Below are 14,995 nucleotides of genomic sequence, written 5' to 3' on the forward strand. Positions count from 1 at the left end.
ACTACATCACCCAGGATGGGGAATGGTTCTCTTATATCTTAAGTAGTAGTATGAACACCCGGTGCCGCGTATAGCCGTACTTGGTCGATCGCACCTCCTATTTACTTATCCCCTTGCAGACCTCTTCAAACTCCACTTATTCATTTTTCCTCAAAACATTAGATCTTTAGACCTATGAATTGCGATATTGTTTTCACCGATAGAATACATAAGTGCACATTTATGAAAATATATATTTGGCGTAATGACTTCTAACGCAATACTAATGGTATACGCTTGTCGAAGATTGTCCTAATGCTTATGTTTAAATCGTAATGAAAAGGAGAACATCCATCCTATGAAAAAACAATACGTCCGCTTGCTGGCTCTCTGTCTCGCCGGCGGCCTGCTGCTGCTAAGCAGTCTGTCCCTTCATCCTGATGCCGCGGAAGCGAAACCCAGCCAGAAGGCAACCTGGTTCTGGGATACCCCGCAAATCAAAGACTCCGCCGATGACATTCTGAGCTTTGCCGGCAGCCAGGGAGTGAACGTGCTCTACCTGCAGATGAATCGCGATGTCCGTCCCGAGTATTACCGCAGCTTTATCCGCCAAGCAGGAGTGCAAGGGATCGAGGTCCACGTCCTCGGCGGGGCGCCGAACTGGGCGCTGGAATCGGAACGTCACCGGCTGGAGACGTTTATTCAATGGACCGCCGAATATCAAGCGTCCGCTGCCCCGAATGAGCGCTTCACCGGCATCCATGTCGATATCGAGCCGCATGTGCTGGCCGAATGGAAAACGAACCAGTCCTCGGTGGTTAAGCAGTGGCAAGCGAGCGTCCGTTATCTGGTCGATGAAGCGCACAAGCTGAATCTGCCGATCGGCTCCGACATGACCTTCTGGCTGCATACCTACCGGCTGCCGGATCAGTCGATGTCGATCAGCCGCTGGATGATCAAGCAGTTCGACCAGATCGTCATTATGGCCTATCGCGATCAAGCGGATAACATATACAACCTCGCCGCGACCGAGCTAAAGGAAGCCGACGAACTCGGCAAGGAGGCCCTGATTGCCGTGGAGACCAAGTCCAGCAATGAGGGAGCTTACATTACCTTTTTCGAGGAAGGCACGGCCTATATGGAGGAACAGCTGAGCAAGGTATGCACCAAGGCGGAAAAGCACCCTTCCTTCTCCGGGTTCGCCATTCACGACTACAGGTACTGGAAGGAACTTCATGACTCCGATCGATAACGTTGCGATCCTTACATTCTGGCATTAAAAAAAGATGGCGTTTCAAGAGGGTGAGTCCTCTGGCGCCATCTTTTATGTTTAGATGAAGGAACTTATCCTCTCCTTCGGGTAAAAGGCCTGATCGCCTTCAAACCGTCAACATGAGAAGCAGTACATAACCGACCGTCATTTTCGCGCGTTGAAGCGGCGCTTTTTTTACCTGCACTTCCATCACCCCGGCCCCTCCCTCTCTTCGATGTCTTATTCATATACTATATGCGGCTCGGCCCCTTTTGTTACCTTGAGGAAACATTGTTTACCAAGAGAAAAACCGATCCGTCATGAATAGTAGCATACGATCAAGCTTCCTGCACTGGAAGCGAACCCGGGCAGCATGCGGCTCATTTACGATCAGCATAGCGCTCTATGACGTCCTGCAAATATTGTTCTGCTTCCATTACAAGCTGACGCTCTCCAGCGTTCCATTGATCCCGATTGTTATCGACCTCTAAAAAGGCAGCATGAATCCGTTCGTCGCCATGGGTCACACGTTGAACCATCTGTTGCCATTCTTGGGCTAAGGCCCTGGCTAAACGGGACTCGATGGGGACGTTTGAGGCCTTATAAGCTGCAGCTTGCAGCGATATTTTTCTGAACGTATTGTAAAAATCCAATACCGCCTGCTCAGAGTCAAATACTTTTTGAAACAGCCGCGCGTCTTCCTCCGAAAATTCGTATTCTTTCCAAGCCGACATATCGACCTCATTCAACGAACGCATAAGATGGGCTAACAGCTCCCAGGGTACGTTGTACCCTTCTTTCATCATTTCCTTTGCCACATGCAATCCGTCAAGCTTGGCTTGGATGCTCTCTTTCTGTGAATAAAGGACCGATGCCTGGTAATCTAGAATGTTCTCGATATCCTGCTCCTCGGTGCCCACAATCAATTGTTCTTTGATCTTTTTTAAAGAGAAACCGATGGCTCTATAGAACATAATCTGCTCAAGTACATACAGCTGTTTATCATAATATACTCTATGCCCCAGCTCATCTCGCTCCGCTTTAAGAATCCCTTCATTATCGTAGTACTGAATGGTTCGCGGTGTTATTCCCGACAATCGGCTGATTTCTTTTACGGAATATTTTTTCCCCATGAACCCATCCCTTCCTGTCCCTTACTCGATTTTCGCTAAAAAGGCTTCTATCGTTTCCAGTAACTCTTCAGGGTATTCCCCGTTAATCGCATGCGAGGCCTCTTCAAATAAAACCATCTCGCTATTAGGGTCTTTCAAGGCATCCATCCCCGTTTGATACGACTTTTCAGCATGGTGCATCGTCGATTGTCCAGCCAAAATACCGAGCACCGGTATCGTCAGCTCAGCTAATTGTTCCGGCTGGATGGCTTCCGGCATGGGCAGCTTGCTCTTGAATGTCCGCATACCGGTTTCGATTAGTTTGGCGGTCGGATCGCTGTCATCGACTTCAGCCCCGCCGGATATATAGCTGAGCATTTTCTCCCGGATCGGCTTGGGCACCATGGGCACCGTCGCCGGAATGGAGGCCAGTATCATTTTCAATGGAATGGGGCCGAACACATAGACGGGGTCCAGCAATATGAGCGAGTGAATCTTCTCCGGATGCTTGAGCGCCAGATTCGCCGCACTCCACCCGCCGAACGACAGCCCTAATAGGTGGATCTCTGATTCCGGCAGCTGATCCAATACTTGCCCTAACCATGCTGCTTGGTCCGCAGCGGTTTCAATCCGTCTGGTTTCTGTGCTTAAACCCGGTTCTCCTATCAAATCAACGGTGTATACAGGCCGGTGTTCTAAAAAGCCGCTAAGATTGTCCTCCCACATAGGGGTAGCAGATCCCTTTCCCGGAAGCAGCAACAAAGGCGTTTTGTGCGGCGTATCGCTCCCCTGGAACTTGTAGAGCTGCACCACGCCAAAATCAGTATGAACCTTGATCGACGCAACCGGTTCTGGCAAGTGACTCATCGCCTCCTCATAAGCCGCCGCATATTCCTTCTGCCCATCCTCTGTAACAAAACCGCTTAACGACCCGTCATCTCTGAATAGAAAGCCTGCTACCGTCAGTATAGCTAGTATCGCAATGAGAATGCTACCCAAGATAATCCATCCTTTTCTTCGTTTCACTTCAATCCCCTCCTAAGGCGACTATAAGCTATGACGTAACGTTATACGCAACCCCCATGCGCTCTATAGCTGCCTGTTACCGAATCGGCTTGAAATCCCTTCCTTCTTGTGCAATAGTGAAAGGTAGAATATTGAAGGAGGGATCCGCTTGTCCCTTACGGAATGGATGGTTGATATCTTTGGCTCGCTGGACGGGCTCGTGGCCGCGCTTCTTGCCACTGCGGTATTTGCGGGCCTGTACATATACAGTGCGTCCCGGCTGCTCGGTGCACGCAAGGATTCGCTCGCTCGCATTCGTCAGACCTTGACGGTCTACGCCAGGCTGGCAGGGCTTCTCGGCACGCTGATCCATCGACCGACCCGGACGGCCGTCCCCGAGGATCTGCTGATCCGGCTTCTGCAGGAATGCAAATCCGCTGACCTGTTGACGCGTGAGCTCCACGAACAAATGGATATTTTTCTAAGCGATCGCGATGAATCCCGATTGACGACGCTTCACAAGCTGCTGGACCGCGAGATCAACAGACTCATGAAGGAGCGCGACGAGCTGGTTGGACGGCTGGAGAAGCCCGGCTGGGGGATGGGCTTGTGGCTGCTCCTAAAACCTGCCGTACCTGCCCTTTCACTGGGTGCCGCGCTCCTATGGACGGCGGTCCTTGCGGAGGAACTCAGGCAAACATCGGCCTGGGCAAGCCCCGAGGTTTGGTGTTTATGGCTCTCCAATATCATTGCCACGATCTCTTTCTACCGTTTATTGATGGATTCGAGAAGAAAAACGCATGGCATGATTTATACCGTGCTGCATCTGCTGATTGTGGCTTCGGCCTTATTTAATCTGATCGGCGGCGAAGCCTCGCCTTACGTTCTGGCTACCCAATGCTTGCTCTATCTGGCGGGTTTCCGGGTAACGGCCACCCGTAAGCGGCGTGAGCGGCCCTATGCCGGCCATCCGGAGCTGATGGAGCAGTTCCTTCATCCTGCCGGGGATCACGATCCTCTAAGCGAAACAACAGGCGCAGGCGAGCCGGAGATCGGCAGCAGCCCGCTCCGGTCGCGATAAGATGCCTGATACATGAATACGATTAACAAACAGCCCGACCGATTCAACGGCCGGGCTGTTTGTATTATTCATATACTCTATCTCTAATAGAAAAGAACTCCCGCATGATTCCCAAAGCGCGTTCCCCTGGTCTACTTGGTCAACACCCGTGGTGTCTTTTCCATGTCGACTGGACAGGCTGCACTTCAGTTATCTGGCGGAAGTTCTTTTTACGGTACCTGATAGCTTTTGCTTGGTCATCTTGTATTCGTTCTTCGCTGTTGGCCGGATGCCCGGGACGATCCTGACGTCTTGACCGCTCCGGAGGCCGTATTCTCGAAACGCTTGCGCTCCGTTCGTTCCATCTGAACGATTTGACCCTCATGCACTACGATTTGCAGCGAACCGAATTCCATGTCGTTCAGCAGGCTTGCTATGCGCTCGAGCCACATTTCATCCACTTTTAATGGTTTAGCCATGGATACGCCTCCTCACCGGGCAAAGCCCTCATTTATTCACTCATCTTCATCAGCCGAAGACACATTCACAATGTAAACGATCATTATTCATTCTTTTCCAACCAATATAGTATGAATTAACCTTAGCATGGGGTGGAAACGACTGTCAATGGGCATTTTTTCGCGTAAACCAATTTTTAAGCAGCAGCGTAATCACGGCTAACAACAGCAATAAGGAGGCCACCGCGAACGATGCCGAAAACTGATACTCATTGTACAAAATCTCGACATGAAGGGGCAGCGTATTGGTCTCTCCGCGGATATGGCCGGATACGACGGACACGGCCCCAAACTCGCCCATGGCCCTGGCATTGCACAGAATGATGCCGTACAGCAGTCCCCATTTGATATTGGGCAGGGTGACCCGCCAGAAGATTTGCCAGCCCTTGGCGCCGAGCGTTACAGCCGCCTCCTCTTCCTTCGTCCCTTGGTCCTCCATCAGCGGGATCAACTCCTTGGCCACAAAAGGAAACGTAACGAATAACGTAGCCAGAACGATGCCGGGCACGGCAAATATGATCTTGATATCATGGCTTTCGAGCCAAGGGCCAAACCAACCCTGACGGCCGAAAATAAGCACGAAGACGAGGCCTCCGATAACCGGCGATACCGCGAACGGTAAATCCAGCAGCGTAATCAGCAGATTTTTGCCTTTAAAGCGGAACTTCGTTATGGTCCAAGCCGCGATGACGCCGAATATCGAATTCAGCGGTACCGCAATCGCCGCCACCAGTAAGGTCAACCGCAGCGCGGACAAGGCATCGGGATCGGACAAGGCCGCGATATAAACCTCCCATCCCTTCTTCAGCGCTTCGGACAGCACCGTAACGAGCGGCAGCACAATAAGCCACAGAAGCACAAGGCCAGCCAAACTAATGAAGGTCCATTTCACCCAGGTTTTCTCCGCTGCAGCCGGAGAGGGCGATGTGCCTCGTTTCCCTGCCGGGACGGCAGCGGGTACGGTTCCAGCCATATAGTTCCCCCTCCCTAGCGTGCGGTTTTCCGCGTCCAGTGTTGTAAAATATTGATTCCGAGCAGCAGCGCGAAAGAGATGAGCAGCAGAATCAAGGCAACCGCCGTAGCGCCGGCATAATCAAACTGCTCCAGCTTCGTCATGATCAACAGCGGCGCAATCTCCGTCTTCATCGGCATATTTCCCGATATGAAGACGACGGAGCCGTATTCTCCGATCCCCCGGGCAAAAGCGAGCGCAAACCCGGTCAGCAGCGGCGGAATCAGAGTCGGCAGAATGATGGTGCGGAACGTGCGCCACCGGCCTGCCCCTAGCGTGGCTGCCGCCTCTTCCGTGTCCCGCTCCGCGTCCTCCAGCACAGGCTGTACCGTCCGCACGACGAACGGTATGCCGATGAACATCAGGGCCAGCGTGATGCCCAAGGAAGAGAACGCCGCCTTGATGCCGAGCGGCTCCAGCAGCGATCCGATCCATCCATTCGCGGAATAGATCGCGGTTAATGCCACCCCCGCCACGGCCGTTGGCAGGGCGAAGGGCAGGTCGATCAGGGCATCCCACCATTTTTTGCCCGGAAAATCATACCGCACCAGCACCCAGGCCAGCAGCAGCCCCAGTATCGTATCCGCTAATGCGGCCAGCGCCGCCGTCGTCAGACTGACCCTGTAGGATGCCAGCACCCTCGGATCGGTTGCAACCGACCAGAACTTCTCCCAGGTCAATCCGGTTTGATTAAGAAGCAGCGCCGATAGCGGCACGAGCACAACCAAACTCATATAAAGGACAGTCAGTCCCATGCCGACTCCAAAACCCGGGAGCACCCTGCGATGATTTCTGCCTTGCTTCCGTACGGGGAGTACCGTCATATCCACTCATCCTTTCCTGCCTTCGGCGGTTATGCCGATCAGCTGCCTGGCACGTAAATCTGATTAAAGATGCCGCCGTCATTAAAATGCTTGGTTTGCGTCTCTTCCCATGTTCCAAACACGTCCTTGAGCGTAAACAATTCGATGGCCGGGAATTTCTCCTTGTATTTGTCGGCTACGCTGGCAAGCGTCGGACGGTAGTAGTTCTCCGCCGCAATCGTCTGCCCCTCTTCGCTGTACAGGTATTCCAGATAGGCTTCGGCCACCTCCCGGGTGCCGCGCTTGTCAACGTTCTTATCCACGACGGCAACCGGCGGTTCTGCCAAAATGCTGACGGACGGGTTCACGATTTCGAATTTATCCGGTCCCAGCTCGTTAATCGAGAGATAGGCTTCATTCTCCCAAGCCAGCAGCACGTCCCCGATTCCGCGTTCCACAAAGGTGGTTGTCGCTCCCCGTGCGCCGCTGTCCAGCACCGGCACATGGGTGAACAGCTCTTTCACGAATTCCTGTGCTTTCGCTTCGTCGTTGTTGTTGTTAACCTTGAGTGCATAACCCCATGCCGCCAGGTAGTTCCACCGTGCACCGCCGGAGGTCTGCGGGTTCGGCGTGATGACCTCCACGCCCTCCTTAATCAGATCCGGCCAATCCTGGATGCCTTTCGGGTTTCCTTTGCGGACGAGGAAAACGATGGTCGAGGTGTAAGGCGCGCTGTTATGCTCAAACTTGCTCTCCCAGCCTTCATTGATCAATCCGGCCTGACGGATCGCATCGATATCGTATCCGAGGGCCAGTGTCACCACATCCGCCTCCAAACCGTCGATAACCGAACGGCTTTGCTTGCCCGAACCTCCGTGCGATTGCTTAAACGTCACCTTCTGGCCTTGTTCCTTCTCCCAATGCGCCGCGAATGCCTTGTTGTACTGATCGTATAACTCCCGGGTCGGATCGTAAGAAACATTAAGCAGTTCCACGCTCGGCTTGCTTGAACCCGAAGCAGGCGTTGCTTCGCCGGCGGTTGCGGCCGTTTCTGTTTTCTGTGAGCCGCAAGCCGTCAGCGCCGCCGTCAGCATGACTGTTAATCCGATGAGAACCCCTTGCTTCAACACCTTTTTCATATGGATCACTCCCCCTATTCTTCTCTACTAAACAGGCCCCATGGCAAAAAAAGACGGAGGAAGGCTCATCGGAACAGAGTCAAGCCGGTTTGCAACCGTGCCTGCCCTTGTTCTTCGAGCGTTCCTCCGTCGATACGGTGAGAACAATATATTATAATTCCTACCTGTTTAGTATGTTATGTTGCTATTGTAATAAGTCCCCCTTCTGCTGTCAAACCTTTTTTTCAAAAAATTTCAAGTTTAGGACCATTCGGACCATAGAACCATTTTTGGTACAACAAACGCAGTCACGGCGCGGATTTCCATTTACTGATGGTTGTATGAACCCGTTTCCAACCTTATAATTCTACCCCAAAGGAGTTGATCACGATAAGAAAGCCAATACGGAAAATCATATCTGCTTTTTTCCTTAGTGTTCTTCTGATCCTGCCGACATTCGCCCAAACGACGGAGGCCGCTCCGCTGTTAAAGCCCGGCAGTGAAAACGGGGATGTCTGGGACCTTCAATATCGCCTGAAAACGCTGGACTTCTACACGCAGCCGCTGGATGGCAAATATGGCGCAAACACGAAAGCAGCCGTTAGCCGTTTTCAAAAAGAATACGGCGTGCCAGCCGATGGAATTACCGGTGCGCAAACCTGGAGACAGCTGAAAAAATATACGTTGAATCAATCCGAAATGGACGTCATGGCCAAAGTCATTTACAGCGAAGCCCGCGGTGAGCCGTACAAAGGGCAGGTTGCGGTCGGGGCCGTTGTCATGAACCGCATTCAATCCAGCGAATTTCCGAATGACATTCGGGGCGTCGTCTTTCAAAAAGGGGCTTTTACGGCCGTGGATGACGGACAATACTGGCTGACGCCGAACCGTTCCGCCTATCTTGCCGCATTGGATGCCGTTCGCGGCTGGGATCCGACTTACGAATCCCTGTATTATTTCAATCCTAAAACCGCGACCAGCGACTGGATCTGGTCCAGGCCGCAAGTGCTGCAGATCGGCAATCATATTTTTGCTCATTAAGGATTCATTCAGTTAATCTTTCATTAGCTGAAACACACGAAGACAGAATTTTCGACGCCTTGTTCCTTGTCCGTCGCTGCGGGCAAGGAGAGACGCATAAAAGAAGCAGCTTGATTCCCTTCCCGGGTCTTTAAGCTGCTTCTTCTTTCATATAAGTTAACGTTTGTTTGCTTTGGCCTTCTCCACGGGACAAATGCACACCGGGCGCGTGACTTCCAACGTATAGCCCGTAGAGACCAGATTCCCCGTATCCGGGTCGATCCGGAAGCTTGCGATCAATCCGTTATCCTGATTCGCCGTAAGCAGGAAGCCATCCGGCAGTATATTGAAGTGGCGCGGCGTTTTGCCGCCGGAAGACACCCAGTTGACGGCACGGAGCGTACCGGCTTCCTGGTCGATTACATATTGGACGATGCTGTCATGGCCCCGATTTGAGGCATACAGGTAACGGCCGCAAGGAGATACCAGCAGATGGGCCGATGTATTGCTATCCATCACGACGTCCTCCGGCAAGGTCGAGATATGCTGCAATATTTTCAGATCCCCGAACGTTGCGTCGTTCGCGTATGCCGTTACCGTGCTGTTCAGCTCGTTCGTGCCGTATACCCACTTGCCAGACGGATGAAAAGCCACATGCCTCGGGCCGGAGCCTGGCGGCAGGCTGATTTCGCGGTGGGTCACCAGCTTTCCGTCTTCCAGCCGGTACACAATCACGTCATCCATCCCCAGGTCACTGACCAGGATATACTTGTTGACCGGGTCTTGGAATATCGAATGGGGATGCGCCTCTGATTGACGGTCATCGCGAAGGCCGCGTCCGCTGTGCTTGATCTTGGAGGCCAGCTCGCCGACCCGTCCGTCCTGCTCCAATGCCAGCACCGAAATCTGTCCATCGCCGTACCCTGTCGTAAGCAGATGCTTCCCGTCCGTTGTGCGGGATACATGACACGCGCCGGACGAGCCGGTAGACTGAACATTCAGCAGCGTCAATTCGCCGGTGACCAGATTGGCCGAATAAGCCGACACATCGCTTTCGCCCTTCTCGCTCGCCGCATACAATACGGAAATCGAGTCATCGAAATCCAGATAGGTCGGGTTCTCGATGCCTGCCGTACCGCCTAACAGGCGCAGCTCCCCGGTAGCCCGATCCATCGCCCCCCAATGAATGCGATTCTCTTCTTCCGAACCATAGGTTCCTATGTAAAATATCAGTTCCTGTCCTGCTGTCATGTGATCCACTCCTTTGTCTGATGAATGATCCGGTGGCCCGGCCTGATTCTTACTATGTATTACCCATCGGAGCCCCATGCCTACCGCCCTTTTTTAAGTCGTTCCGGCAAGTCGTCACCGCGCTGTCTCTACCAATTACTGCACGCAAAGAAATGTATTGCTACCATTGGTTTTATCATGTACGATTACCACAATTACCTCTCTATTCTATCATTCGTTGAAGGAGATGACAGCACATTGAAGAAAAAAATCAGCCTACTGGCTATCGCTTTCCTGTTCTTGTTCGCAAGCGCGGCCCAAGCCGCTCCGGCAAAGGATCAAGGGAAAATCAGGGTCTATCTCGATAACCGGGAAATTCAATTTGCGGCGGCGCCGATCATGAAGAACGGAGTCACTTTCGTTCAATTCCGCCCTTTGTTCCAAGCCCTGGATTATAAGGTCCATTGGAACGGCGCGAACAAGCAGGTGACGGGTACATATCTCGATCAGAAGCTGCAGATGACGATCGGGCAGAAGACCGCCTATGTCAATGGCGCAAAAACCACGCTGCAGATCGCTCCTTTCACTCAAGGCGGCAATACGCTGGTTCCCCTTCGTTTTGTGGCTGAAGCCACCGGACTCCCGGTAAAGTGGGATTCCAAGGCGCGTACCGTCAAGATTGACCGCGAGGGTGCGACCGCCAAAGCCGAAGACGAGGTGAAGAAGCTTTACCATATCATTGAAGAGGCTGGAAGCGCCAAGAAACTGGACGAAGTTATGAGCGTATTCCACCCCGAATCTCCCGTTCTTGCGGAGGTTAAGCAAAACTATCAGGATCAATTCAAGAACGACAAACATGTATCCGCGGACGTATGGGATGTAGCGGTAGCCGGAACGTCGATCCACGCCTACACCAGTGTGAGCCTAGACCGCATCGGCGGGCCGTTTGCATGGGATGTTACGCTCCATTACGAGAATCTCCTGAAGAAAGATGCGTCGGGCGCATGGAAAATCTATGATTTGAACCTGTACGAGACAGAATATTTCCTCGGAGACAAACTGCTTGAAGCTCGTCCCGTAGTGCCGGAAGCGGAGCAGAAAGCCATCGTGGAGTCTATCGACATTCAGTACAAGGGCTTCAATGAGGAGAATGGCCCGCTGCTCATGTCTGTCATTCACCCGGACTCGGTCTTCCACGAGATGTTCCAAACCAGCATTGAGGAAGGCATCTTCGATGAGGTGAATTTCAACCTCAAATCGGGGGAGCTCCGGACGGTCTTCTTCCAAGGTGAAGACGCCGTCGTTTATGCCGAAGAAAGCGATGATGCGGACGGCGAAACGATTTATTCGACGTCGCTCTACTGGCTCAAGAACACCGAAGGCAAATGGCTGATCTATGACGTGCTGGAGCTTGAATAGATTGCGGATATCATGAAAAGCTTACGTAATAACCGTGAATTCCCGGCAAGGGAAATTCGCGGTTTCTTTTTTTGCACCTTCTTTAATTAAATCCTCCTCCGTCTAGGTCTACTTCGCCCCAGGTGACATATATCATAATAGTAATCCATAAAGGAGGGGTTTTATGGGGATTAAATTAATCAAAATCGCTGCTGTTTACTTCGTGCTCGGGGTGCTGCTCGGCATGTACATGTCGATCACCCACAGCTACGATTACGCCTCGGTTCACGCACACGTCAACCTTCTGGGCTGGGCGTCCCTGGCTCTTGCAGGCGTTATTTATGTTCTGTTCCCGGCTGCCGGGGAGTCCACTGCCGGCAAAGTGCATTTCTGGCTGCACAATATCGGTCTGCCCGTCATGATGATCGGTCTTGCCCTGCTGATGAGCGGCATCGAATCGGTAGAGCCGGTCATTGCCGTGGGAGGCGTTCTGGTAACGCTGGGCGTTCTCGCTTTCCTCTATAATGTGTTCACCCATGTGAAGAGCTCGCAGAGTAGAAGGAAACGCTGACTTTTTTCCTTAAAGAATCGCCTATTGAGGGCGATTCTTTTTCATGTTTCAAACTGCTCCTTAAGGGAAGATGGGTCACAGTTACCGACTATTGGGTAAAAGTAGATACCTTTCTCTTTGAAGGAGGCAACATAGACATGGAAACGAACTCGGCAATTCAAGTCCAATTCCACTGCCGCCAGTGTCAAACGGAAATCGGGGTTACGTTCACATCCGAACAGTTCACCACGGTTCACTGCCCGCAGTGCGATTACAGCTATTCACTCATGCGACCGACCATCGGGGAAGAGATATTGCTTGATTGGGAGAAAGAAGCCGTATTCCAAAAAGTCCGCGCAGACCAAACCGAGCATGACAAAATGGAGCTGATGCTCCTCGTCATTAAGGTCGTCGAGCTGCTGACCTGGCGGGATGAAGGCAACGGCCATATCCGTGCCATCGAAACGCTTCGCCAATGGCTGATCCTCAACGGCGTGCCCAAAGCTCTGATCGAGCTGCTGGATGCTAAAGGACCGGCAGGAAGCTCCCCAACCGAGCGCAGGGAATAGCGGCATCGACCCATGATCCAGGATTTAAATAAATGAGAAAAAAGGAACCGTCCTCCGGCCTTCATGGTCGGGGGCGGTTCCTTTTTCGTGTCCTAAATACCCTTCGTGTCCTAAATTTCGGACCATCCTATTTTTCATGTAACGGAACTTACTGCTAAAACCATTCGTAGTAACTCTTAAGAGAGGGGCTGATCAAATGTTCGATTTCATTTCTGTGCTGTTCATGGGTCTTGCGCTCACCGGGATCGGCATTTATGCCATCCGCAATCCGTACTCTTGGTGGTTCAGAAGATCGAGAGATGACACGGAACCCAGCGATCTGAGAATATGGTACTTAAAACTTATGGGTAAAGTAACCTTGGCATTCGGCGCATTGGTCATTCTGATGAGCTTTCAGCATCTCTAATCTCATCGAATCGGCACCTCGAATGCATGTTCCATAACGCCAGGGTAGCTGCTTAACGTAAACGTGAGCGGCTGCGGGTAATCCCCGGGTTTAAGGTGGATATACTGCGTGATGAGGCTTTTCCCGGTATCCGAAGAGGATCGGGACGAGGAACTGAGTCCACCTGCGTCCTCGTTAATTGTATGCTTGTTCCCTTCCCCGTCCACGAACTCCGGCTCAATCGATACGCTGCCCATATGCCGGTCAGCCCGCTCCTCGTATTCCAATGTCAGCGTATGCCCCGTGTACGCTCCGAACCGAAGATCGCCGTCCGGTGCACGAAGAATCTCCTTCTTATCCGTATCGACTACAAGTTTCATCTCGGAGGGGTCCACCGCTTGGAATCCGCTCGCTTTCAGCGTGATCGAATCCGGATTCTCCAATATATTGCTGTCGAAGAAGTATGTCATGTCCCCTCCTCCCGCACCAGGCAAAAATGCGGAATCGCTGTTCAATCGGATCTGCTCGCCGTTCACCACGGTTTCCAAATACACGTCCCATAAACCGGATACCTTCATCGTATTGGTCGAAGGGATGTTCGCTTTCAAGACGATGCCGGCAGGGGATAACACGGCTTCCTTCAAATAGAACCTTTGACTCTCAATCTGCAGCATTTTGTTGAGCGGAATCGTGCGGGTAAACTTTTGGACGGTCTCCATATCAACGGATACGTCGATATCGAGAACCTGCTCGCCCTCTGCCGAGGATTGATGCACCGTATTCGTTGTATAAGGGGCGATGCTAAAAGATAACGTCATTTCTTCGGGCACGAATTGGTTCTCGCCCATATGAATGTCCGATCGGGAACGGAATGTTTGGCCGGGCTTAATCTGGGTTCCACCCGACGACCCGATGCTGTATGGCAGCGACTGGCTGGAGCCCTTACGCTTCATCTCGACCCGCTTTAGGTCCGCATGATACTCCGCATCGTTTTGGATCGTATAAAACACCTCCATCTGCTGGGAGCCGACAAGTATCCCGTTCAGCGTTATCGTATAATCCCCCCGGGTCACCGATTGATTCACCGGCTGGATCATGCCGTGTTGGTTAGCCGTATTCAGCGTAATATCTTCTCCGAGATCAAACCCGGTCAATGGCGGGTACGGCCCTTGCGCCGCCATTTGCTCCTTCGGCTCCACGATGCCTCCATCTCCGCCCCATACCACGAACAGCAGTGCGGCAGCTACAGTGGCGATCACGGAAGAAAAGGCAGCCATTCGCTTCCGGCTCCGCTGCATGCCCCGTCCTCTCCGCATTCCGCTTCGAACAGCCGCTTCCAATGCTTCATCGGACACAACCGCCGTGTAGATCTCCGCATCCCTATTCATCTCGTTCAGCATCCGCTCTTCCTTCTCATACATGGAATACGGCACCTCCTGGCTCGATTTTTTGCCGAAGCAGCTTTAATCCTTGATGCAGCCGGGTTTTGACCGTTCCCTCCGGCACATCGAGAATATGCGCGATATCGCTGATCGTCATGTCCTGGTAATATTTCAAGATCAGCACATGGCGATATTTGGGCTTCATGCGGCTCAGCGCGCGCTCCAGATCCAGCTTGCTGTCGCTGACCATCTCCGCGGCCGCCTCCCGGCTGCGCACTTCTTCTACGGGAAGCATGCGCTTTTTCCGTTTCTGTTCATCCACGCAGCAGTTAATCAATATCCGAATGAGCCAAGGGACGAACGCCTCCGGATGCTTCAGCTTCCGGCATTTCATCCACGCCCGGCATACCGTCTCCTGCAATGCCTCCAAAGCGTCGCTCTCGTTATGCAGATAACTGTACGCAATTCCGTATAGGCGCCTCCGATGCTCGGTGACGAGTGCATAGAACGCTTCCTCGTCTCCCCTGCATGCCGCAGCCGCCAGCTCTTTAGTTTCCAACATCCGATATACCTTCCCCTCGTTCGACCTGCCTCGCTGTTTA

16 protein-coding genes are annotated in these 14,995 nt (G+C 52.5%); 7 read left to right on the plus strand and 9 right to left on the minus strand.

Annotated features, from left to right (window positions below):
* Positions 1-337 precede the first annotated feature (337 nt).
* The gene (locus RB298_RS16880; protein WP_192569833.1) at positions 338-1,231 is read left to right on the plus strand and encodes a hypothetical protein; all 894 of its coding nucleotides are present in this window, start codon (positions 338-340) and stop codon (positions 1,229-1,231) included.
* 380 nt (positions 1,232-1,611) lie between these two features.
* On the opposite strand, the gene RB298_RS16885 is transcribed toward RB298_RS16880, so the two are convergent.
* Both RB298_RS16885 and RB298_RS16890 read right to left on the minus strand, forming a co-directional pair.
* A complete protein-coding gene (locus RB298_RS16885) occupies positions 1,612-2,364 on the minus strand; it encodes a MerR family transcriptional regulator (RefSeq protein ID WP_096774636.1) in 753 nt (250 codons plus the stop codon).
* A 21-nt stretch (positions 2,365-2,385) separates the two neighbouring features.
* Positions 2,386-3,369: an alpha/beta fold hydrolase gene (locus RB298_RS16890; RefSeq protein ID WP_486047635.1), complete on the minus strand. Its 984-nt coding sequence runs from the start codon at positions 3,367-3,369 to the stop codon at positions 2,386-2,388.
* Between the two features lie 148 nt (positions 3,370-3,517).
* On the opposite strand from RB298_RS16890, the gene RB298_RS16895 reads away from it, so the two are divergent.
* Positions 3,518-4,429: a hypothetical protein gene (locus RB298_RS16895; RefSeq protein ID WP_096774638.1), complete on the plus strand. Its 912-nt coding sequence runs from the start codon at positions 3,518-3,520 to the stop codon at positions 4,427-4,429.
* 236 nt (positions 4,430-4,665) lie between these two features.
* Here RB298_RS16895 and RB298_RS16900 read toward each other — a convergent pair whose 3' ends face one another.
* The 4 genes from RB298_RS16900 to RB298_RS16915 form a co-directional block, all read right to left on the minus strand.
* The gene (locus RB298_RS16900) at positions 4,666-4,887 is read right to left on the minus strand and encodes a YezD family protein (protein ID WP_009595967.1); all 222 of its coding nucleotides are present in this window, start codon (positions 4,885-4,887) and stop codon (positions 4,666-4,668) included.
* 145 nt (positions 4,888-5,032) lie between these two features.
* A complete protein-coding gene (gene cysW / locus RB298_RS16905; protein WP_192569837.1) occupies positions 5,033-5,899 on the minus strand; it encodes a sulfate ABC transporter permease subunit CysW in 867 nt (288 codons plus the stop codon).
* Between the two features lie 14 nt (positions 5,900-5,913).
* The gene (gene cysT / locus RB298_RS16910) at positions 5,914-6,762 is read right to left on the minus strand and encodes a sulfate ABC transporter permease subunit CysT (protein WP_192569838.1); all 849 of its coding nucleotides are present in this window, start codon (positions 6,760-6,762) and stop codon (positions 5,914-5,916) included.
* A gap of 38 nt (positions 6,763-6,800) precedes the next feature.
* Positions 6,801-7,880 (minus strand): sulfate ABC transporter substrate-binding protein, encoded by a 1,080-nt coding sequence (locus tag RB298_RS16915; protein ID WP_486047636.1) that lies wholly within the window; start codon positions 7,878-7,880, stop codon positions 6,801-6,803.
* Between the two features lie 360 nt (positions 7,881-8,240).
* Here RB298_RS16915 and sleB point away from each other — a divergent pair, with 360 nt between their 5' ends.
* Entirely contained in the window at positions 8,241-8,900 is a 660-nt protein-coding gene (gene sleB / locus RB298_RS16920; protein ID WP_009595961.1) for a spore cortex-lytic enzyme, read from the plus strand.
* Between the two features lie 156 nt (positions 8,901-9,056).
* Here sleB and RB298_RS16925 read toward each other — a convergent pair whose 3' ends face one another.
* A complete protein-coding gene (locus tag RB298_RS16925) occupies positions 9,057-10,130 on the minus strand; it encodes a lactonase family protein (RefSeq protein WP_012818830.1) in 1,074 nt (357 codons plus the stop codon).
* Between the two features lie 237 nt (positions 10,131-10,367).
* On the opposite strand from RB298_RS16925, the gene RB298_RS16930 reads away from it, so the two are divergent.
* The 4 genes from RB298_RS16930 to RB298_RS16945 all read left to right on the plus strand — a co-directional run bounded on the left by RB298_RS16930 (position 10,368) and on the right by RB298_RS16945 (position 13,032).
* On the plus strand, positions 10,368-11,528 hold the full coding sequence (locus RB298_RS16930) for a stalk domain-containing protein (RefSeq protein ID WP_486047637.1): 1,161 nt from the start codon (positions 10,368-10,370) through the stop codon (positions 11,526-11,528).
* Between the two features lie 163 nt (positions 11,529-11,691).
* Positions 11,692-12,078, plus strand: coding sequence for a hypothetical protein (locus tag RB298_RS16935; protein ID WP_012818828.1), 387 nt, complete (start codon positions 11,692-11,694; stop codon positions 12,076-12,078).
* A 137-nt stretch (positions 12,079-12,215) separates the two neighbouring features.
* Complete coding sequence (locus tag RB298_RS16940) at positions 12,216-12,626, plus strand: hypothetical protein (RefSeq protein WP_012818827.1); 411 nt, start codon at positions 12,216-12,218, stop codon at positions 12,624-12,626.
* Between the two features lie 196 nt (positions 12,627-12,822).
* Positions 12,823-13,032: a DUF6199 family natural product biosynthesis protein gene (locus RB298_RS16945; protein ID WP_096774642.1), complete on the plus strand. Its 210-nt coding sequence runs from the start codon at positions 12,823-12,825 to the stop codon at positions 13,030-13,032.
* Between the two features lie 2 nt (positions 13,033-13,034).
* On the opposite strand, the gene RB298_RS16950 is transcribed toward RB298_RS16945, so the two are convergent.
* Together RB298_RS16950 and RB298_RS16955 are read right to left on the minus strand one after the other, a co-directional pair.
* Positions 13,035-14,432 (minus strand): DUF4179 domain-containing protein, encoded by a 1,398-nt coding sequence (locus tag RB298_RS16950; RefSeq protein WP_486047638.1) that lies wholly within the window; start codon positions 14,430-14,432, stop codon positions 13,035-13,037.
* Entirely contained in the window at positions 14,425-14,955 is a 531-nt protein-coding gene (locus tag RB298_RS16955) for a sigma-70 family RNA polymerase sigma factor (protein WP_213580126.1), read from the minus strand. The genes RB298_RS16950 and RB298_RS16955 overlap by 8 nt, the downstream gene beginning before the upstream one ends.
* Positions 14,956-14,995: the final 40 nt, after the last annotated feature.

Origin of the sequence: Priestia sp. BR_2, from assembly GCF_041954005.1 — a bacterium.
Lineage (GTDB): Bacteria > Bacillota > Bacilli > Paenibacillales > Paenibacillaceae > Paenibacillus_AQ > Paenibacillus_AQ lautus_A.